The organism is Sinorhizobium sp. 7-81, assembly GCF_030124405.1.
GTDB lineage: Bacteria > Pseudomonadota > Alphaproteobacteria > Rhizobiales > Rhizobiaceae > Sinorhizobium > Sinorhizobium psoraleae.
This window is the reverse complement of the sequence record NZ_JASKLT010000001.1, coordinates 484,115-504,029: the sequence shown is the minus strand read 5'-3', so window position 1 is coordinate 504,029 and position 19,915 is coordinate 484,115. Positions and strand designations below refer to the sequence as shown.

The window sequence follows — 19,915 nt, the reverse complement described above, 5'->3', positions numbered from 1 at the left end:
GTGCTACAGCGTCCTTGCGCGCCCGATGGCACGCGCGGCGCTGCAGTCGACAAGAAAAGCTATTCCTTGCGGAAGAGCAGGCTCGCTCCCCAACCCGTGATGACGGCCAGAAGCACCGCAACGAGACCGTAGATCACGGGCTGGTCATGCGCCGCGCGGGTGATCGCCTGTTCGAGGCCGGTTTTGACGACTCTCAGCGGCAGCGCCTTCGCGGCAACGAAGACGCCGTCCCGGAAAAGATAGGCCCGCACGATATGGACGCCATTCGGTACGTTGGCGGGAAGGCGCACGGATGCCTTGAAAAGACTCGAACTGATGAACTGCACGCCGCCCGGGTCGCGCTGATAGACACCGCTCGTCTCCCTGATCTGGCGGAAAGCGTTGCGGAACTCGCCCAAATTGCTGCCATCGCCGACGAAACCCAAAGGTACGAGGCGCATGTGGTCGACGCCAATGCCCATGTTGCCCATCTCGCCTGGCGGCGCGATCGTCTCGATGTCACGCGTGCTCGACAGCGAATAGGATTCCGGCACCAGCTCGAAGGTCATCGAACTGGTGTTCACCCAGATGCCGAAGACGCGCTGCTTCTTGCGCACCGTTGCGTTTTCCTTGGGTCCTTCGAGGGTGACGATGATGTTGTACTTGCCCTGGGCAAGGAGGTTCCCGTCGAATCCGTCGATGGCGCCGAAGATCGTCAAATCTGCGCCGCGGAAGTCGGAAGTGATGGAGATCTCGTCCGTCGAGATGCCGATCTCGAGCTTTTCGGTGAAATCCGAGGCGTCCTCATCCTGAAGCTGCGCAGCGGCCGGTGCAGCCAGGGCAAGGACCAGGGAAACGAAACCTATGCGCGCGAGGTCGAACATCAGAAGCCGAACCCCGCTGAAACAACCGAATAGATGTCCTTCGGCGGAATGATGAGTTCGATCGCCAGTCGGATACCGACGGCCAGAACGAGAAGAGCGAGCAGCGCCCGCAACTGCTCGCCGCGTAGCCGCTGGCCGACGCGAACGCCATATTGCGCCCCGATGACGCCAGCGATCATCAGCACGAAGGCGAGCACGATATCGACGGTATAGTTGGTCGACGCCTGGACGATCACGGTATAGGCGGAGACAAAGACGATCTGAAAGAGCGAGGTGCCGACGACGACGCTCGTCGGAATGCGCAAAAGATAGATCATGGCCGGCACCATGATGAAACCACCGCCGACGCCCATGACCGAGGTCAGGATGCCGATGCAGAAGCCGAGCGTGGCAACCGGGATGACGCTCAGATAGATCTTTGACTTCTTGAACCGCATCTTGAGCGGCAGGCCATGGATCCAGTTGTGCTGCCCGGGCCGGCGGAGCGGTGTCGACTGGTTTTTCGCCGCCTTGCGCATGGCGCCGATGCTCTCCCAGAGCATCAGCCCGCCGACCGAACCGAGCAGAACGACGTAAAGCAGCGAAATCACGAGATCGAGCTGCCCCACTCGGCGCAGCAGCGAGAACAGCCAGACACCCAGTGTCGCGCCTACGAGACCGCCGCAAAGCAACACCGTGCCGAGCTTGATATCGATCGTGCCACGACGAAAATGCGTGATGGCGCCAGAGATCGACGAGGCGACCACCTGGTTTGCGCCCGTCGCCACCGCCACGACAGGCGGAATATTGTAGAAGATCAGGAGCGGCGTGATCAGAAAACCGCCGCCAACGCCGAACATGCCGGACAGAAAACCGACGGCCGCGCCCATGCCGAGAATGATGAGTATGTTCACCGACAACTCTGCAATGGGCAGATAGACCGTCACGGCCGAACCTCGATACGACAAAGGCCCGCGATGCGGGCGGAATTGCAACTCCACAAGTCCTAACCGGAATCGATTTAGGAATTGTGCAATGCCTGCTGCATGATTCCTTAAATCGGAATCGATCTAAGGAATCACGCAGCATTTCAAAGTGCTACAGCGACTTTAGCGCGTCCGATTGGACGCGCGGCGCTGTAGAATTATTCGCGTCCCTGCGCATATCCGGAGAGACGCGCGGCGCGACGCTTCAAGGTGGCAAGTGATTCACCACGAGCAGGGGATGTATGGCGGACCGCCCCTCGACAACGAGGAACAGCGGAATTTTCCTCATGCGCCCCCGGGCCGGAGCTGTCAACCTTTTCAGGCACATGGCCCACAGCCTCCGAACCCTGTCGCGCCGATCTGCGGCTTTATTGCGGCGGTATGGATGGCTGAAGGCAGAGCGTCCCTCAAGTGACGCCCGAGATCATTTCATTGTTTCGTTGGGCCAGTAAATTTGACCCAGCTCTTTTCCTGAAGTTGTTCTAGGAATTCCGCTTCAACAGTTCCTTGACGAGTTCGTCGGTGATCTCTCCGGTCGGTTCCTGGCCAACGGATTTCTGAAAGGCCTTGATGGCGGCAATCGTTTTCTTGCCCAAGTGCCCATCCGGTTTGCCGGCATCGAAGCCGTTGTTGTTGAGAATGGCCTGGATATTGCGCACGGCCTTGGTCATATCGACCGTGGCCGTCTTGGTCGGCGGACCGACCCATGCGTCGGGGATATCCACGGTGTTCGCCTTGGCGTCGACCGGCTGCGCCTTCCATGCGTCGACCTTGGCCTTGGCGCTGGTCAGTTGCTCGGGCTTCATCGCCTTGGCGATCTCGTCGCGCTTCTCGCCGGCGTCCTTGTCGCCGTCGCGAGCCGCGATCGCGAACCACTTGTAGGACTCTTCCAGATCCTGCTTGACGCCGTTGCCGCGAGCATAAAGCACCGCGAGATTGAACTGGCTGTCGCGAACGCCGAGGCTCGCCGCCTTCTCGAACCATTTGGCGGCCTCGACGAAATCCGGAGCCCCATCGCGACCGCTGGCGAGCATCACCGCAAGGTTGTGGATCGCGCTGGCATTGCCCGCGGCGGCGGCCTTGAGATAAAGCGTTTTCGCCTTGACCGCGTCACGCACGACGCCCGACCCCTTCTCGTAAAGACTGGCAAGCCGGTATTCAGCCGGAATCACACCCGCGTCAGCCGCGCGCTGATACCATTTGATGGCTTCCGCGAGATCTTCCTTGACGCCGCGCCCTTCGGTGAAGCGTGCGCCGATCTCGTAGAAGGCATAGGGGTCGCCGCCTTTGGCGGCCGTAACAAGAGCGGCGGGGCCAAAGCCTTCCGGAAGAATTATATCGCCCGGCTTGATGACCGGCTCGAACGTTCCAGCTTTGGCAGTCTCGGCAGGAACCTGAAACGTCGAGGCAGCGCCCGCCTGTGCCGGTGCCGGCTGCAGCAAAGGCGCCTGGCCGCTGGCGACGATTACAGCCTCAGGCTCGGCCTTGGGCTCTTCCGCCGGAGCGGTCTCTGCCATGGCAGGCGCCTCAACCGTCTCGGGTGACGCTTCTGGCGCCTTCGGTTCTGCCTGCGGCGCCTTGGCAACAACGGCGGGAGCCGTTTCCTCGAGGCGGTCGTCGGCGGCCTTCAGTTGGACCGCCTCGGAAACCGCCTTCTGCTCGATCACCGCTGCCGGCTGGATATCGGGCACGTCCTTCCCCTTGAGCACAGTGCTGACGAGCGGATAGGACATGATCGCGAGGAGCACCGCGCCGACCGCCATCAGGATCGGGCGGCGATGACGGGCGAAGGCGCCAACGCCGGAGGGGCCGTTGCCGTTCTTCGCGCCGTTCAGCGTATCGGCTTCCTCGACTGCCAATTGCGCTGCGCGACGCGCCGCAGCGATGAAATCGGCCTTGTCGCCTTCGAAGGCTTGCTGACCGCCGCGGCTCATCTGACCTGCGCGAACGCGCTCGAGGATCTTCTTGACGTCAGGCACGCCGGAACCGGGCTCGAGCAATTGATTGGCGTCTTCCGGGGCGAGCATTTCAGACGGGTCGATCGACGGAGCGGGCTCGACGACCTGCCGCACCCGTTCAGGCAACGGCGCGGTTCGTTTCGCACTGAAGCGACGCGTCAATCCGGCAAGCAATCCCGTCCTGGCGGCTGGCGCCGGGTCTCGCGTTTCGCCGCTTTCGACTGTCGAAACCGCCTCGGCGACGACCAGATCACCGGCTGCGGCAGACGCAGGCGCGGCCGCCTCGTCTTCCGCCTGCAGCACGCGAACTTTCCGCTGAAGATCGCCGTCGCGGTCATCGAGATCGGCATTTCCGAAGGGATCACCGAATTCCGGTTGCGCAGCCTTCGGCATTGCTGCTTCCGACTGCATGGCGACAGCCACGGGCGCCCGTTCTTCGAGCCGCTCCAACTTCTCGGCAATGTGAACGAGCGTTTCATGCAGGGCTTCGAAAGTCCGCGCCGTGCGTTCGTCGCTCGAACGGCTGAGGTCCTCAAGCGTCCTCAGATCCTCGGCAAGTGCCGAGATTGCGGCCATGTCGCCGCTGGCATGCATTTGGGCCGAGCCATTCTTGGCATAGGCCTCCATGACGGCTTCTGCCGCTTGCCGCGCTGCTTCGATGATGTACTCGTCGCTGGTTGCCAGATAGTCTTCGAGCGCGTTCATGCGGCCTTCGAAATCCGCTGGAATCGCACCGGCTTCGATGCGCGGCTGGCTGACCAGGGTCGAAAGGTTTGCGATCTGAGCCTCGAGGTTTCGCAGCGCATCGCGGTCGTCGAAGGGGGCGGCATGCGTCTCTTCCAGGCGCTGCGCAATGCCCGCGAGGCGGTCTTCCAGACGCTCGAAGCGCGAGTCCGCCGCTGGCCGATCAGCCTGCATGCCCAAATCGTCGATCCGACGGGCGAGATAGTCGAGACGCTCCGCCAAGGCGTCGTTGACGCTGCCTTGGTCCAGGGCCTCGATCTTCCGCGAAATGTCGGTGAGATAGCCGGTCAGTTCCGGCTGTGCGTTTTTCTGGCTGCGTTCGAGCAGCATCGAGAGTTCATCGAGGCGCTCCTCAAGCCGCGCAGCGGCCTTCTCGCCCGCCATTTCTTCGACACGCGCCGTCAGTGCTTCGAGCCGCGCGCCAAGGCCGACATCGGCCGGATGGACGATGTCGTCGATCTGACGCGAGAGCTCGCCGAACCGGCTTTCGAGACGGTCGACGAAGGCGCTGTCGAGCCCTGCGGCACTGCGGCTGTTGACCGCAATCGCCCGGCTGATTTCGTCGAGCCGTGCATCAAGATCGGCAAACTGCGAGACGAGGCGCCTGTCATCCGGCTGTATCTGGCGCCCGAGCATCTCGATTGCCTGGGCGACCGCGACGAGCTTGTCTTCCAATACCTCGATAGCCGACCCTTTGTTCAGGGCGCCGATCTGCGACTTGATTTCATCGAGCCTGTAGGCGAGCGCCACCAGTTCGTCATCGCGGTTCTGGTCGAATGCGTTCAGGCGGTCCTCGACACTGTTCCAGCGGCTTTCCAGACGGCGCATGCCGTCGTCCCGTGCGAGGCCGTCGATCATCGCCCTGAGGTCGTCGAATTCGACGCGCAGTGCGTCCGCCTGAGCGGGAGATGCCTGCAGGCCGAGCTGATGAATGCTGTCTGCCAGCCGCTGCAGGTCTGCCCGGATGTCCTCGGCGAAGCGATGATCCTGTGCCTCGGTCTTGATGCCTCGGATTTCCGATCGGAGGGCGTTCAGCTCACGACCGAGTCCATCGCTTATGTCGCGCTTCAACTCCTGCCTCAGTCCTACCAGAGCTTCGGCTATGTCGGCCGCAGCCGACGCGGGCCGCGGCGGCGCGACGTGCGGCCGAGCGTCTTCCTGGACGCGGCCGGGAGCAAACCGGTCAGCCTCCCGCGCGGCGATGCGTTCGCGCAGCGAAGGCCGCTCGCGGCCTGCGCTCAACGCGCGCTGGCGCTGCAGAATTTCGGAGACGGCGTCGCTGGTGGTCGCCGCGCGCTCGGTTTGCCGATGCGGCGGCTCGCGTCCCGCCCCGCTCATCAAGCCTTCGATGCGCGCCTCCAGCCCCTCGATCGTACGGTTCAGGGCATCAAGCGACGGCCTGTCGCCATAGGACGGGCTGCCCGTGCGCTGAGGATTGGATCGCGATCCGTTCATTGTCTCTTCGCCCCTGTCGTTGACCACCATCGAAAGCCGCGAGCGAAAAGAGCCAGGCTTTCCGGGCCTGCGGCATGATCGATGCGATCAAAGCAACAACAACGCGAGGACCGGACCCGTTGCAGCTTTGACCATCTCACCGACCACAATTCATTAAACGTGGTAAACAAGCCGTTAATCGACCTGTGTTTTTTAACGATGTGTCAGGATCGCGGCCGCTGCGCCGGGGTTGCTCCACGGATTTTCCATTCGCTGGAGCCGAGCCGCGAAACTTTTCATACGCGTCCATTTTTGACGTTTACGCAAACGTCAAAGTTTTGTAGCATCCTGCCGAAGATGCGTGGCCGCAGCCAGCGGTGTACGCTCTAAAGCAATGGGAATCGGGCGGCGGCAACCCGGCGCGAGCCCGAAGGGAATAAAGGCGAGGAAAGAATGCCCATCTACAAGGCTCCGGTCGACGACACCCTGTTTATCCTCAACGACGTGCTCGGCATCGAGCGCTACCACAACCTGCCGGGCTTTGCGGATGCGAGCCCGGACACCGTGGCGGCGATCGCCGGCGAGGCCGCGAAGCTCGCGGAAGAGGTTCTCTTCCCGATCAATCTTTCCGGCGACCAGGAAGGCTGCAAGCGCCATGACGACGGCTCGGTCACGGTGCCGAAGGGTTTCAAGCAGGCCTTCGGCCTCTATCGCGAAGGCGGCTGGCTCGGCCTTGCGGCGCCGGAAGAATTCGGCGGCCAGGGCCTGCCCTATACGCTGCACACGGCCGTCGGCGAATTCATGTCCGCCGCAAACATGTCGCTGATGATGTATCCGGGCCTGACGCAGGGGGCGATCGCCGCCATCCTCGTGCATGGTTCCGAGGAACAGAAGCGGACCTATCTGCCGAAGATGGTCGACGGCACCTGGACCGGGACGATGAACCTGACGGAGCCGCATTGCGGCACCGACCTCGGGCTCTTGCGCAGCAAGGCCGTGCCGAACGGCGACGGCTCCTACAGGATCTCCGGCCAGAAGATCTTCATTTCCGCCGGCGAACACGACATGGCTGAGAACATCATCCATCTGGTGCTGGCCCGCATCGAGGGAGCCCCGGAAGGCGTCAAGGGCATCTCGCTCTTCATCGTGCCGAAGTACAAGCTCGACGACAGCGGCGAACCCGGCGAGCGCAACGGCGTTTCCTGCGGCGCGATCGAACACAAGATGGGCATTCACGGCAATTCGACTTGCGTGATGAACTATGACGAGGCGACCGGCTACCTGATCGGCGCGGAGAACAAGGGCCTCAGCGCCATGTTCGTGATGATGAACGAGGCCCGCCTTGCCGTCGGCATGCAGGGGCTTGCGATCGCGGAAATCGCCTACCAGAATGCCGCCAACTACGCTCGCGAGCGCATCCAGGGCCGTTCGCTTTCCGGCCCGAAGGCACCGGACAAGAAGGCCGATCCGATCATCGTCCATCCGGATGTGCGCCGCACGCTGATGACAATCAAGGCCTTCAACGAGGCCGGCCGCGCCTTTACGCTCTGGACCGCGCTGAAATCCGACATCGCGCACCGCTCCGACAGCGAAGAGGAACGCCAGGCGGCAGACGATATTCTTGGCCTGATGACGCCGATCCTCAAGGGCGTCATGACCGACAAGGGCTTCGACCATGCGGTCATGGCGCAGCAGGTCTTCGGCGGCCACGGCTATATCGAAGAGCACGGCATGAGCCAGTATGTCCGCGACGCTCGCATCGCGATGATCTACGAGGGGGCCAACGGCATCCAGGCGCTCGACCTCGTCGGTCGGAAGTTGGCGATGAACGGCGGCCGCGCGGTCATGGCGCTCTTCAAGGAGATCGGCGACTTCTGCGAGGAGAACCGCAACGACGAGAAGCTGTCGGGCTATACCAAAGCGCTGAAGAAAGGGCTGAACGACCTGCAGGCGGCGACCATGTGGTTCATGCAGAACGCCATGGCGAAACCCGACAATGCGGGTGCCGGCTCGACCGATTACATGCACCTCTTCGGGCTCGTCGTGCTCGGCTACATGTGGGCGAGGATGGCCAAAACGGCTGAGGAGAAGCTTGCCGCTGGCGAAACCGCGCGCGCGGACTATCTGAACAACAAGCTGATCACAGCAAAGTTCTTCATGGAGCGGATCATGCCGGAAACGGCGCTCCGGAAAGCCCGCATAGAAACCGGAGCCGACACGCTGATGGCGTTGGACGCGGCTGCGTTCTGAGGCAGCTTGTGCAAGCGGCCTCCTCCCCTTGTGGGGAGGGTTGCGCCGAGACGGCCGCAATGTTCCAGACGGGCCGCTGCGAATGATTGCGAAGCGCCTTGCGCTTCTGATGACGTTAGAAGGCACCACGATGCCTAAATGGGAGATCAAGAGATGACGAAAGTCTTCGTTTACGACCACGTGCGCACGCCGCGCGGCCGTGGCAAGAAGGACGGATCGCTGCACGAGGTGCCCTCGGTTCGCCTCGCGGCCAAGACGCTGGAGGCGGTGCGCGACCGCAACGGTCTCGATACGTCGACCGTCGACGACATCATCATGGGCTGCGTCGATCCGGTGATGGATGCGGGCTCGGTCATCCCCAAGGCAGCCGCCTTCGAGGCAGGGTACTCCACGCGCGCGCCGGGCATGCAGATCTCCCGCTTCTGCGCCTCCGGCCTTGATGCCGTCAATTTCGGTGCGGCCAAAATTGCCCAGGGCGCGGACGATATCGTGATCGCCGGCGGCGTCGAATCCATGTCGCGTGTCGGTCTCGGCATGTCGGGCGGCTCCTGGTTCATGGACCCTTCCGTCAATCTGCCGGCCTATTTCATGCCCCAGGGCGTTTCCGCCGATCTCATCGCTACCAAATACGGTTTTTCGCGCGACGACGTCGATGCCTATGCGGTTGAAAGCCAGAAGCGCGCGGCCAATGCCTGGGAAAAGGGCTACTTCAAGAACTCGGTCATACCGGTCAAGGATCAGAACGGGCTCACCGTTCTCGACCGTGACGAGCACATGCGGCCCACCACCGACATGCAGGCGCTCGCCTCGCTCAACCCGTCCTTCCAGATGCCCGGCGAGATGGGCGGCTTCGAAGCCGTCGCCATCCAGGCGCATCCGGAGATCGAGAAGATCAACTATGTGCACCACGCCGGCAACTCCTCCGGCATCGTCGACGGCGCGGCCGCCGTTCTCCTCGGCTCCAAGGCCGGCGGCGAATCCATGGGTCTGAAGCCTCGCGCGCGTATCCACGCCTTCGCCAATATCGGCTCCGACCCGGCGCTGATGCTGACCGGTCCGGTCGATGTGACCGAAAAGCTCCTGAAGCGCGCCGATATGAAGCTCTCGGACATCGACCTCTTCGAGCTCAACGAGGCCTTTGCCGCCGTCGTGCTCCGCTATATGCAGGCCTTCGACATTCCGCACGACCAGATCAACGTCAATGGCGGCGCGATTGCGATGGGCCATCCGCTAGGCGCCACCGGCGCGATGATCCTCGGCACGGTGCTCGATGAACTGGAGCGCCGCGATCTCAACACCGCGCTCGTCACGCTCTGCATCGGCGCCGGCATGGGGACCGCCACCATCATCGAACGCGTCTGATCCGATCCTGGGAGAGAGAAAATGTCTTACACGAATTTCAAGATCGAAACCGACGCCGACGGCATCGCCCTCGTCACCTGGGACATGCCCGAGAAATCGATGAACGTCTTCACCCAGGAGGTGATGGAGGAGCTGAACGCGATCGTCGACCAGACGACGGCGGATGCGGCCGTCAAGGGCGTCGTCTTCACCTCCGGAAAGTCGTCCTTCTCGGGTGGCGCCGATCTCTCGATGATCAAGTCGATGTTCACCTTTCAGGCGGAGGAAAAGAAAAAGGACCCGGCCAACGCCGCCCAGAAGCTCTTCGACCTCGTCGGTCGCATGACCGGGCTTTTCCGCAAGCTCGAGACTTCGGGCAAGCCATGGGTTTCGGCGATCAACGGCACCTGCATGGGCGGCGCTTTCGAGCTATCGCTCGCCTGCCACGGCCGTGTCGCCTCCAATTCGAAAGCGGTCAAGATCGCGCTGCCCGAGGTCAAGGTCGGCATCTTCCCGGGTGCCGGCGGCACCCAGCGCGTACCGCGGCTTACCAATGCGCAGGACGCGCTGCAGATGATGACGACCGGTTCGTCGCTGACGGCGGCCCGTGCCAAGGCGATGGGCCTCGTCCACGAAGTGGTCGATCCGGACAAGCTGATCGATGCCGCCAAGGCGATGATCAGGAACGGCCTGAAGCCGGTTCAGCCTTGGGACGAAAAGGGCTTCAAGGTTCCGGGGGGCGGCATCTGGACGCCGGCTTCGGCCCAGCTCTGGCCGGCCGCCTCAGGGATTCTTCGCCGCGAGACCTATGGCAACTATCCGGGTGCCATCGCCATCCTGAAATGCGTCTACGAAGGCCTGCAGGTGCCCTTCGACATGGGGCTCAAGATCGAGCAGCGCTACTTCACCGAAATCCTGCAGACGACGGAAGCCTTCTCGATGATCCGGTCGCTGTTCATTTCGATGCAGGAGCTCGGCAAGGGTGCGCGTCGCCCCGCGGGCGTTCCGAGATCGGAATTTAAAAAGGTCGGCGTCGTCGGCGCCGGGTTCATGGGTGCTTCGATCGCCTATGTCACCGCCGCCGCCGGTATTCCGGTGACGCTCATCGACCGCGACATGGAAGCGGCCGAAAAGGGCAAGACGCATTCCGAGGGGCTGGTGAAGGATGCGATCGGCAAGGGCCGGCTGACAAAGGAAGAGGGCGAAGCGCTGCTTGCCCGCATCACGCCTTCGGCCGACTACGGCGACCTCAAGGATGCCGGCCTCGTCGTCGAGGCGGTCTTCGAGGACCGGCAGGTCAAGAAGGACGTGATCGAAAAGGTGGAAGCGGTGATCGCGCCGGATGCCATCTTCGCCTCCAACACCTCGACGCTGCCGATCACCGGTCTTGCCAAGAATTCGAAGCGGCCGGAACAATTCATCGGCATCCACTTCTTCTCACCGGTCGAGAAGATGATGCTGACGGAAGTGATCCTCGGCAAGGAGACGGGCGACCGCGCGCTTGCGAGCGCACTCGACTTTGTCGCGGCGATCAAGAAAACGCCGATCGTCGTCAACGACACCCGCGGCTTCTATGTCAACCGCTGCGTCTTCCGCTACATCCATGAAGCCTACGACATGCTGATCGAAGGCGTGCCGCCGGCGATGATCGAAAATGCCGCCAAGATGGCGGGCATGCCTGTCGGTCCGCTGTCGCTCAACGACGAGGTGGCGATCGACCTCAGCCAGAAGATCCTGAAGGCGACCGTCGCCGATCTCGGCGAGAAGGCCGTCGACCCGCGCCACATGGCGCTGATCAACAAAATGGTCGACGAACTCGATCGCCGCGGCCGCAAAAACGGCAAGGGTTTTTACGAATATCCGGCGAGACCCGCCAAGAAGTACCTGTGGCCGGAACTGAAGACGCTCTATCCGCAGCAGGATACCGACAAGATCGAGGTCGAGGTGCTGAAGCAACGCTTCCTCGCCACCATTGCACTAGAGGCCGCCCGCACCATCGAGGAAGGCATCGTTACCGACCCGCGCGAAGCCGATGTCGGCTCCATCCTCGGCTTCGGCTTCGCCCCCTATACCGGCGGCACGCTCTCCTACATCGACGGTATGGGTGCGAAGGCTTTCGTCGCGCTGTGCGAGAAGCTCGCCAAGAATTATGGCGACCACTTTAAGCCGACGCCGCTGTTGAAGGAAATGGCTGATAAGGGCGAGACCTTCTACGGTCGCTTCGATCCTTATGGAGAGTCAAAGAAGGCAGCGTAGGCCGCCTTTCCAGGCAAGAATCCGGGGCCGTGCCGAAGGGTGCGGCCCTATTTTTGCGAGATGCGCGCGGGCCTCTTCGTCGGTTGACCCCGGAATGAAGGAAATCACCTTGGCAAACGGCTGACCCGGCAATGTTCTGTCGGCTCGTGCCTGTCCAAATCGTCCTCTGATCATGACAGGAGGAGCTCCCATGGCCAAACCAAACAGGATCATCGTCGAGAACATCATCCGCCCCGGCAAGACCAATTCGGTCGACGCGGAAAGATACGCAGCAATGAAGGCCGCCCTGCTGACGGTCATCCCGGCCGAAGTGCCCGGCCTCACGCTTGCGGAGATCCGTGAGCGAATTTTCGCGCATTTATCGGACGAGAAGTTTCCAGATGGCAAAGGGGTAAGCTGGTGGTCGAAGACCGTGCAACTCGATCTGGAGGCGAAGGGCGTGATCGCGCGGGAAAAGACGAGTCCGATCCGCCTGCACAAGGTCTGACGAGAGTTTCCGGGCCCCGATCAGAACCGTGCGCGGGCAGAGATCGATTTGGCCGGCTGTTGACCATGATCAAGCCGCTCGGCTTGTCTTCCGGCTAAAAGGCAGCAATATCCAGGCAAGCCAGAACGGAACTTCATGCAGCCGCTTCAATTCACACTCGGCATCTTGCTTCTGCTCGCAACGCCGGGCCGACAAACACGCTGCTTTGCCTTTCCGGCGCGGCGGCGGGGTTGCGCCGCTCCGCACCGCTGCTCCTTGCCGAACTCAGTGGTTATCTCTGCGTCATCATGCCGGTTGCCGGCTTCGCCGCGCCGCTACTCGCTGCGCATCCGCAAATAAGCCTCGCCCTGAAACTGACCGCTGCCGGTTGGATCCTGTTCATGGCTCACACGCTCTGGGCAGCCCGCGGGCTTCAAACGGACGACCAGGCGATCTCGTTCAGGCAGGTGTTCGTGACCACGCTGCTGAACCCGAAAGCGCTGATCGTCGCTCTGGTGATGATGCCGCAGGTGGAGCTTGGCGCGATGATGCCTTGGGTAGCGGGATTCTCGTTGCTGGTCGTTTTCGCCGGTTCGGCTTGGATGCTCGCCGGCGCCACGCTCGGGCGGCTGTCGAAGACGCCGGCGGCGGCAGGACTGCCGCGCCGAGTGGCGGCTGTCTGCCTGATGATCTTCTCGTTCGGCATGGCGAGCAGTGCGCTTGCGTCCATGGCCTGATGGCGCAAGCTGCGTTTCTCAGGCTCAGGCTGCTTCAGCCGTCTCACCGAGTTCAGCGGCGAGAAAGCCGATCAACTGCTCCCAGCCTTCTCGGCGATACTCGACCTTGTCCAGGCCGTCGAGAAAGGCTGCCTGTTCGGTGAACACGACGCGGGTGCCCTTGCCCTCGGACAGCAGGTCGACGGTGGCGATGGAGGCGGAAATCCGGCGATCGTCCTTCGCCATGGTGTAGGCCGAGATGATCCGTCTGTTTTCGACGATGTCGAGATAGACTGTCTCGTTGACATAGAAGGTCTTGCCGTCCTGACTGAAACGACCGCTTTCACGGCCGCCAACGCGGAAGTCGTGCCGGTATTCCGCCACCGGCCAATTGTCCGCCTTGACGAACCATCGGTCGTGCGCCGCAGGATCGGCAAAGGCGCGAAAGACCCGCTCGGGCGGTGCCTTGAAGACGCGTTCGATGGTGAAGCTTGCATGCTCTGCGGATGGGCTGGTCATGATTTTCTCCTCTTCGGTGGCCGTACCCGGCGCTCCTCCACCGGCAAACTCTGTCAGGACTAACGTCTTTGTTCGCCGCCTGGCGACTATGTCATCCGGTGTGAAACTGCTCTCGAAATGAAAGCAGTTGCACTTTAACTTCACTGATGCGATAATGCAAGCGGTTTAGCCCGATGTGGAAAGCTGCAAGCGGTTTTTGCCAGCATCCCGCATCTCAACTTGCCAGAATCGTTCGCGTTCATGATCTTGGGTCCAGTCGCAAGATCATCGTGAACCATAGGGACCAGCATGACAGACGACCATCGCTCGGCTTGCCCGATCAATCTCTCGCTCGAAGTCTTCGGTGACAAATGGAGCCTGCTGATCATCCGCGACATGATTTTCGGCGGTAAGCGGCATTTCCGCGAACTCTTGCGCTCGCAGGAGGGCATCTCTTCCAACATTCTCGCCGATCGGCTGAAGACGCTGGTGGAAATGGGCATGCTGACGAAGAGCGACGATCCCAGCCACAAGCAGAAGGCGATCTATAGCTTGACCGAGATGACGATCGCACTGGTGCCGATCATGGCGCATCTCGGAGCCTGGGGCCGGCGCTATCTGCCGGTCAGCGAGGAATTGAGCATCCGCGCCCAACTGATGGAGGAAGGCGGCCCGGAACTCTGGGAGCGGTTCATGGATGAACTGCGGGTCGAACATCTCGGCGCCTCACCTTCGGTTCCGGACGGGCCCACGGTGCGACAGACGCTGCAGGCGGCCTACGAGCAGGTCGTGGCCAGGAAGGCACCGGAGCGTGAGCTCGTGTGACCGCAACCGACCCGAAAAGGACTATTTTCCTTCGCATTCTTTACGGCCATTGCCTGCTTCGCTAATGTAGGGGCGGCAGAAGGAATGGCGGTCCCTCGCCCTTCCGGAGTGGATCGAATGCTTTCACACGACAGCATCTGGCGCGCCATCGACGCGCTGGCCGAACGTCATCGGCTGTCGCCGTCCGGCTTGGCGCGCCGTGCCGGCCTTGATCCCACTTCCTTCAACAAGTCGAAGCGCCAATCTGCCGATGGTCGGGACCGGTGGCCCTCGACGGAATCGATCTCGAAAATCCTGGAAGCGACCGGCTCATCCCTCGACCAGTTCATGGCCCTCATGCGCCCTGCAACGGAAAGCAGGGTGCCGGCGGACGAGCGGGGGCAATCGGCGGCGGACATCCCGCTTATCGGTTTCGCCCAGGCTGGCGCCGGAGGTTTCTTCGACGACGGCGGCTTTCCGGTCGGCCACGGATGGGATGTTGTCGAATTTCCGACCGCGTTTGGCCGCCGCTCCGGTATCTACGCGCTGGAGATCCAGGGCGACAGCATGCTGCCGCTCTATCGCGACGGCGATGTCCTGATTGTCGACCCGACCGCGCAAGTGCGGCGCGGCGATCGCGTCGTCGTCAAGACCTGCGAGGGCGAGGTGATGGCGAAGGTACTGTCTCGGCAGACGCCGCGCGGCATCGAACTCCTGTCGCTCAACCCGGACCACCCGAACCGCAATTTCGAAATGTCAGACGTGGAGTGGATCGCCCGGATCATCTGGGCCAGCCAATAGGATATTCTTCCTGATGCGGCAGCAGTTGTTCACCTTCGCCGGCGGGCTTGCCGCCCTCATGCTGTACGCCGGCATTCTCTGGGGCGGTGCTGCCGCGATCCGCAGCCAGGAACGCGCTATAGCGGATTTCCCCCTGGAAGCGCCGGATGTGGCAGCAGTCGAAGCCCCGGATCCGCCGGAAGATGTGCCCGCCGAAGTAAGTCCGACATTGCCCGAGCAGAAGGCCAAAAGCGGAAAGGTCGGCCGGCTCCCGGTACGGAAAATCGAGCCGCAGCTTTTCGCCTTGCCGGAGGACGGTATCGCGCAGCCGCTCGAGCGCATTGCGCCGAGACCGCCGCTCTCCGAACCGAAAGAGAAGCCGGCGGCGGCCACAGTTGTGTTCCAACGCCCGGTCGCGCTTGCGGCCGGATTGATCCGGTCGGGCGACACGACCGTGCAGCTCAAGGATATCGAGCCGGAAAGCGCCGAAAAGACCTGCGAAGGCAACGGCCGAAGCTGGCCCTGCGGCATAGTCGCGCGCACGGCCTTTAGCAATTACCTGAGAGCGCGCGCCCTCGTCTGCGATCAGCCCGAGGACCGTTCCGGGGGAACCGTTACCGCGGCCTGCAAGGTCGGAACCGAAAATCCGGCGGAATGGCTGGTCAGCAACGGCTGGGCGACGCCGCTGCCTGGCACTCCCCTCGAAGCCAAGGCAGAAGCCGCCCGAAGCGCCAAGCGCGGCTTCTATGGAGATGACCCGCGCGATCTGGGCCGTGCGCCGCTCGTCATCGATGACCCGACGGCGGGCATGGTCCCCGACAACGCGGTACCGGACTTGTAAGCCCAACCCGAAACTCCTAGATCACTTCACTGTTTCATTGAAACGGTGAAATGATCTAACTCTTTGAAACTACGCAATTCCGGACGGAAAACCGTCGCACGCTTCTCCTGGAATTGCTCTAACTGCACTCGGTCACAGGAGTCCGGAAGACGATGCCGCCAAACCTCAGCCAGCACGAAGCCTTCATTTATGTCATGGTGATGATGTCGGCCGTCGACAGGAACATGGCCGACGATGAGTTCGCCGGCATCGGCAGGCTCGTCCAGTTCCTGCCCGCCTTCGACGGTTTCGACGAGCATCGACTGATCGAGATCGGCCGCGAATGCGCGAACCAGCTCTCCGCGCCGGAGGGCCTCGACGTCATTCTTGAAATGATCCGCGAAGCCTTGCCGCAACGTTTTTATGACACGGCCTATGCGCTCGCCGTCGAGCTTGCGGCCGCCGATCAGCGCATCCGCAACGAGGAAATCCGGCTGTTGCAATTGCTGCGCGACCGGCTGGGCCTCGACAAGCTGACCTGCGCCGCAATCGAACGCGGCGCCATTGCGCGCTTCCGGAAATAACCGGCGACCGCGGCCATGCCAGCGTGTCTTGCGCCCTCGATTCTCGTAGGCCGAGACACAAGAATGCGGGATGCAAGGCTGCCCGACGGTCGGCGCAACTGGAGCGCAACCTCGTCGATGAGATCCTGACAGATGCTGTTTTTCGGTATTGCGGAACCCCTCTGGCGGCTGGTCGCCTTTGCCGCCGCCTTCACCCTGCTCGCGCTTTTTGAACTTTCTCATCCGCGCCTCGAGCGACCGGAACTCATGAAAGCGCTGAAGGCCCGCCGCTGGGCGACGAATCTCTCGATCCTCCTTCTTTCCTCGCTGTTGCTGCGTGTAGCCTTTCCGGCTGCGGCCACAGGTGTTGCGCTATGGGCTGACTCACGCGGATATGGTGCACTGCCCGCACTCGGCGTCCCGCCTCTCCTTGCCGGCCTCATCGCCTTCGTGGCGCTGGATTTTGCTGTCTGGCTGGAGCACGTCGCGTCGCACAAGCTGCCGATCCTGTGGCGCATCCATCGCGTCCACCATGCCGATCCGGGCGTCGACCTGACGACGGCGCTCCGCTTCCATCCATTGGAAATTCTTCTCTCGATGGTCTGGAAGGCTGCGGTCATCATCGCGCTCGGCGCCCCGGCGCTATCCGTGCTGCTGTTCGAAATCGTCCTCAACGCCGGCGCCATGTTCAACCATGCCAATCTGCGCCTGCCCCATCGGGCCGACAGCATATTGCGGCGCTTCATCGTCACGCCCGATATGCATCGCATCCATCACTCCGTCGAGAGAATTGAAACGGATTCGAACTACGGCTTCAACTTTTCCATCTGGGACCGGCTGTTCTCGACCTATGTCGCGCAACCTGCGAGCGGCGACGATGCGATCGAGACCGGCCTCAAGGCCTACGGACGCACGGAGCCGACCAAGCTCGTCTGGTCGCTCATGCTGCCGTTCCGGCGTAATTAGGCTGAGACGGGCGGCTCTGCTCAGTAGATACCGTTCGGGAAATAGCGCAGATAAATCTCCTCGAGCCTGCCGTTGCGCGACAGCGCCAGCAGCGCGTGATCGATCGCCTGCGTCAAGGCCGGCTCGGCCTTGCGGTTCATGATCGTCAACCCTTCCCCAAGGAAGTGCTGCGAGAAATAGGCGCCGTCGAGCAAGGCGCAGCATCCGCCGGCAATGCTGCCCGAAACCCAGAACGAGAGTTGCATGCCGTCGGAAAAGACCGCCGCAACCCCGCCTTGTTGCAACGCGGAGAGCATTGCGTTCCGCTCAGGAAAGGTCTTGGGCTCGATTTTCGGAAAGAAGGCCTTGAGCATCGCCTCATGCGTTGTACCGGACACGACACCGACGGGCTTGCCTTCCAGCTCGGCCGCGCTTGCCACGGGCTCTTCGGCCTTCGTGTTGACGGCAAAGCGGGCCGGCAACTGCATGAAAGCCCTGGAGAAAGCGAAACGCTGGCGCAGCTCCGGGCTAACCGCAATGCCAGCCGCGACAGCCTCCCCCTGGCCCTGCTCAAGCGCCGGGATGAGCTCAGCGTAGGTCACGGCCTGGATCTGGCACTTGTCCTCGATCAGCAGTTCCCGGCAGATTTCGCGCGCGAGGTCGACGTGGAAACCGGAAAGCTTGCCCGATTGGTCAATGAAGTTGAACGGCGGGAAATCGACCGTGGTCAGAAAACGAAGCCGCGCAAGCCCGGTGAGGTCCGGTCGGGCAATACGTTCGCGGGCGTCGAAAAGCAGCGGCAGATCCCGTGGTTGCGCAAGCACCGGTTTGACGACGAGCAGGGCGCAAAGCGCCAATGTTACGCAAATTCGTAGACTCAGAGCACGCGTCATTGCGATCCGATTCTTGGAGCCGCGGCCCGGGAACACGCGGATTCGGTTTGATTTTTCGAAAGATTATCGAGATGTTGCCCGACTGGCTACAGGAACCTCCACGAGACGGGCACGCGCCACGAAGGCGGTTCGATCAGTATTGTCGGAAAACCACAGGGAAAAGTGGAGCGGGTGATCGGGATCGAACCGACGACATCAAGCTTGGGAAGCTGGCGTTCTACCACTGAACTACACCCGCGATAGAAGCGGAAATTTCATCAACGGCCGCGATCTGTCAAGCGCTTACAGCGCCGCGCGTCTTATCAGACGCGCATTGCCGCATGTTTTTCTTCAATCGGCCCTGTTCAAGGGAACATGCCGTGGGCTCACTCGGCGCGAAAATGCTTGGAAAGCTTCAGGCCCTGCGCCTGATAGTTCGAGCCGAGGTCGAGGCCATAGAGACCTTCCGGCCGCTCCATCATGTGCTCGTAGACGAGGCGACCGACGATCTGGCCATGCTCGAGAATGAACGGCACTTCGTGGCTGCGCACCTCGAGCACCGCCCGGCTGCCGCTGCCGCCGGCGGAAGCGTGGCCGAAGCCCGGATCGAAGAAGCCGGCATAGTGAACGCGGAATTCGCCGACGAGCGGATCGAAGGGCGTCATCTCGGCTGCGTAGAGCGGCGGAACGTGAACGGCTTCGCGGGAGACGAGAATGTAGAATTCGTCCGGATCGAGGATCAGGTCGTCACGGCCTCGGCTGTAAAGCGGCTCCCAGAAGTCGAAGACCGGGTGCTCGGCCTTCTTGTCGACATCGACCACCGAGGTGTGGTGCTTGCCGCGATAGCCGATCAGGCCGTCCGGGCCGGTGCCCTTGAGATCGATCGAGAGCGCGATGCCGCCGCCGGTGACGTTGGGCCGCTCGCTCGCGACGAGCACATCGCTTTCGTGCAGCGCCTGCAACTCCTGTTCGGAGAGCATCGACTGGCCGACGCGGAAGCGGATCTGCGACAGGCGTGAACCGCGCCTGACGACGATCGGAAAGGTGCGTGGGCTGATTTCCAGATAGAGCGGGCCACTATAGCCCGCCGGGATCTTGTCGAATTCCTGCGCCCTGTCGGTGATGACGCGGGTGAAGATATCGAGGCGGCCGGTCGAGCTCTTCGGATTGGCGGAGGCCGACATGTTCTCCGGCAGGGCGAGGCTCTCCATGAGCGGCACGATATAGACGCAGCCGGTTTCGAGCACCGCGCCCTCGCTGAGGTCGATGACATGCAGTTTCAGGCGGTCAAGCTTGTCGGCAACGAGATGGGCGGGACCGGGCATGAAGCTTGCCCTGACCCGAAACGCCTTGGCGCCGAGGCGCAGGTCGAGGCTTGCCGGCTGGATCTGATCTTCATCCAGCGGTCTTTCGCTTTTCAAGCGCCTCGTGGCGAACAGCGCGGCGATTGCGCGGTCGGCCAAAATTCCTGTCTCGCGAGCCATTCCGATCCTCACTCCAGTTGCCAGACAAAACCAAACTCCGGGAATTGACGCAAGCACGCCCAGGCAGTATTGGAGCTTTATCCCGTGGTGATTTGGCCGGTCGGCTTGCAGCCACGTTAAACAAGTAGCTAAAAAGGCCGGGTGTCAAACCGGCCC

Annotated in this window: 16 protein-coding genes, 1 tRNA gene and 1 riboswitch; of the genes, 10 read left to right on the top strand and 7 right to left on the bottom strand. The window is 62.2% G+C overall.

Annotation, left to right across the window (positions count from 1 at the left end):
• Positions 1-59 precede the first annotated feature (59 nt).
• The 3 genes from QN224_RS02425 to QN224_RS02415 form a co-directional block, all read right to left on the bottom strand.
• Entirely contained in the window at positions 60-863 is an 804-nt protein-coding gene (locus tag QN224_RS02425) for a TIGR02186 family protein (RefSeq protein ID WP_269278539.1), read from the bottom strand.
• A complete protein-coding gene (locus tag QN224_RS02420; RefSeq protein WP_173510992.1) occupies positions 863-1,789 on the bottom strand; it encodes a sulfite exporter TauE/SafE family protein in 927 nt (308 codons plus the stop codon). Before QN224_RS02420 ends, QN224_RS02425 begins: the two co-directional genes overlap by 1 nt.
• A gap of 521 nt (positions 1,790-2,310) precedes the next feature.
• A complete protein-coding gene (locus QN224_RS02415) occupies positions 2,311-5,985 on the bottom strand; it encodes a peptidoglycan-binding protein (protein WP_283975407.1) in 3,675 nt (1,224 codons plus the stop codon).
• Between the two features lie 432 nt (positions 5,986-6,417).
• Here QN224_RS02415 and QN224_RS02410 point away from each other — a divergent pair, with 432 nt between their 5' ends.
• The 5 genes from QN224_RS02410 (at position 6,418) to QN224_RS02390 (ending at position 13,014) form a co-directional block, all read left to right on the top strand.
• A complete protein-coding gene (locus QN224_RS02410; RefSeq protein ID WP_283975406.1) occupies positions 6,418-8,214 on the top strand; it encodes an acyl-CoA dehydrogenase C-terminal domain-containing protein in 1,797 nt (598 codons plus the stop codon).
• A 153-nt stretch (positions 8,215-8,367) separates the two neighbouring features.
• The gene (locus QN224_RS02405; RefSeq protein WP_283975405.1) at positions 8,368-9,576 is read left to right on the top strand and encodes an acetyl-CoA C-acetyltransferase; all 1,209 of its coding nucleotides are present in this window, start codon (positions 8,368-8,370) and stop codon (positions 9,574-9,576) included.
• A 21-nt stretch (positions 9,577-9,597) separates the two neighbouring features.
• A complete protein-coding gene (locus tag QN224_RS02400; protein WP_283975404.1) occupies positions 9,598-11,811 on the top strand; it encodes an FAD-dependent oxidoreductase in 2,214 nt (737 codons plus the stop codon).
• A gap of 190 nt (positions 11,812-12,001) precedes the next feature.
• Positions 12,002-12,298: a hypothetical protein gene (locus QN224_RS02395; RefSeq protein ID WP_283975403.1), complete on the top strand. Its 297-nt coding sequence runs from the start codon at positions 12,002-12,004 to the stop codon at positions 12,296-12,298.
• Positions 12,299-12,528: 230 nt separating this feature from the next.
• The gene (locus tag QN224_RS02390) at positions 12,529-13,014 is read left to right on the top strand and encodes a threonine transporter RhtB (protein WP_283975402.1); all 486 of its coding nucleotides are present in this window, start codon (positions 12,529-12,531) and stop codon (positions 13,012-13,014) included.
• 24 nt (positions 13,015-13,038) lie between these two features.
• Here the strand turns inward: QN224_RS02390 and QN224_RS02385 are convergent, their stop codons facing one another.
• On the bottom strand, positions 13,039-13,512 hold the full coding sequence (locus QN224_RS02385; protein WP_283975401.1) for an SRPBCC family protein: 474 nt from the start codon (positions 13,510-13,512) through the stop codon (positions 13,039-13,041).
• Positions 13,513-13,800: 288 nt separating this feature from the next.
• Between QN224_RS02385 and QN224_RS02380 the strand changes: the two genes are divergently transcribed.
• The 5 genes from QN224_RS02380 (at position 13,801) to QN224_RS02360 (ending at position 17,424) form a co-directional block, all read left to right on the top strand.
• The gene (locus QN224_RS02380; protein ID WP_283975400.1) at positions 13,801-14,316 is read left to right on the top strand and encodes a helix-turn-helix domain-containing protein; all 516 of its coding nucleotides are present in this window, start codon (positions 13,801-13,803) and stop codon (positions 14,314-14,316) included.
• 117 nt (positions 14,317-14,433) lie between these two features.
• Entirely contained in the window at positions 14,434-15,096 is a 663-nt protein-coding gene (locus tag QN224_RS02375) for a helix-turn-helix transcriptional regulator (RefSeq protein WP_173511001.1), read from the top strand.
• Positions 15,097-15,109: 13 nt separating this feature from the next.
• A complete protein-coding gene (locus QN224_RS02370) occupies positions 15,110-15,916 on the top strand; it encodes a thermonuclease family protein (RefSeq protein WP_283975399.1) in 807 nt (268 codons plus the stop codon).
• Positions 15,917-16,068: 152 nt separating this feature from the next.
• On the top strand, positions 16,069-16,479 hold the full coding sequence (locus tag QN224_RS02365) for a tellurite resistance TerB family protein (RefSeq protein ID WP_173511003.1): 411 nt from the start codon (positions 16,069-16,071) through the stop codon (positions 16,477-16,479).
• 132 nt (positions 16,480-16,611) lie between these two features.
• A complete protein-coding gene (locus QN224_RS02360; RefSeq protein WP_283975398.1) occupies positions 16,612-17,424 on the top strand; it encodes a sterol desaturase family protein in 813 nt (270 codons plus the stop codon).
• Between the two features lie 20 nt (positions 17,425-17,444).
• On the opposite strand, the gene QN224_RS02355 is transcribed toward QN224_RS02360, so the two are convergent.
• The 3 genes from QN224_RS02355 to QN224_RS02345 all read right to left on the bottom strand — a co-directional run bounded on the left by QN224_RS02355 (position 17,445) and on the right by QN224_RS02345 (position 19,759).
• A complete protein-coding gene (locus QN224_RS02355) occupies positions 17,445-18,296 on the bottom strand; it encodes a transporter substrate-binding domain-containing protein (RefSeq protein ID WP_283975397.1) in 852 nt (283 codons plus the stop codon).
• 163 nt (positions 18,297-18,459) lie between these two features.
• Positions 18,460-18,534, bottom strand: a tRNA-Gly gene (locus QN224_RS02350).
• Between the two features lie 127 nt (positions 18,535-18,661).
• Positions 18,662-19,759, bottom strand: a complete 1,098-nt coding sequence (locus QN224_RS02345) for a 2'-deoxycytidine 5'-triphosphate deaminase (protein ID WP_283975396.1) — start codon at positions 19,757-19,759, stop codon at positions 18,662-18,664.
• A 74-nt stretch (positions 19,760-19,833) separates the two neighbouring features.
• A riboswitch (SAM riboswitch) is annotated at positions 19,834-19,912 on the top strand.
• Positions 19,913-19,915 lie beyond the last annotated feature (3 nt).

What these genes read in the sequence shown, in the direction of transcription:
- QN224_RS02400 (WP_283975404.1), top strand. Translation starts at nt 9,598, where the DNA reads ATGTCTTACACGAATTTCAAGATCGAAACCGACGCCGACGGCATCGCC.
- QN224_RS02375 (WP_173511001.1), top strand. Translation starts at nt 14,434, where the DNA reads ATGCTTTCACACGACAGCATCTGGCGCGCCATCGACGCGCTGGCCGAA.
- QN224_RS02425 (WP_269278539.1), bottom strand. Translation starts at nt 863, where the DNA reads ATGTTCGACCTCGCGCGCATAGGTTTCGTTTCCCTGGTCCTTGCCCTG.
- QN224_RS02415 (WP_283975407.1), bottom strand. Translation starts at nt 5,985, where the DNA reads ATGAACGGATCGCGATCCAATCCTCAGCGCACGGGCAGCCCGTCCTAT.
- QN224_RS02360 (WP_283975398.1), top strand. Translation starts at nt 16,612, where the DNA reads ATGCTGTTTTTCGGTATTGCGGAACCCCTCTGGCGGCTGGTCGCCTTT.
- QN224_RS02365 (WP_173511003.1), top strand. Translation starts at nt 16,069, where the DNA reads ATGCCGCCAAACCTCAGCCAGCACGAAGCCTTCATTTATGTCATGGTG.
- QN224_RS02345 (WP_283975396.1), bottom strand. Translation starts at nt 19,759, where the DNA reads ATGGCTCGCGAGACAGGAATTTTGGCCGACCGCGCAATCGCCGCGCTG.
- QN224_RS02395 (WP_283975403.1), top strand. Translation starts at nt 12,002, where the DNA reads ATGGCCAAACCAAACAGGATCATCGTCGAGAACATCATCCGCCCCGGC.
- QN224_RS02380 (WP_283975400.1), top strand. Translation starts at nt 13,801, where the DNA reads ATGACAGACGACCATCGCTCGGCTTGCCCGATCAATCTCTCGCTCGAA.
- QN224_RS02385 (WP_283975401.1), bottom strand. Translation starts at nt 13,512, where the DNA reads ATGACCAGCCCATCCGCAGAGCATGCAAGCTTCACCATCGAACGCGTC.
- QN224_RS02410 (WP_283975406.1), top strand. Translation starts at nt 6,418, where the DNA reads ATGCCCATCTACAAGGCTCCGGTCGACGACACCCTGTTTATCCTCAAC.
- QN224_RS02355 (WP_283975397.1), bottom strand. Translation starts at nt 18,296, where the DNA reads ATGACGCGTGCTCTGAGTCTACGAATTTGCGTAACATTGGCGCTTTGC.
- QN224_RS02405 (WP_283975405.1), top strand. Translation starts at nt 8,368, where the DNA reads ATGACGAAAGTCTTCGTTTACGACCACGTGCGCACGCCGCGCGGCCGT.
- QN224_RS02370 (WP_283975399.1), top strand. Translation starts at nt 15,110, where the DNA reads ATGCGGCAGCAGTTGTTCACCTTCGCCGGCGGGCTTGCCGCCCTCATG.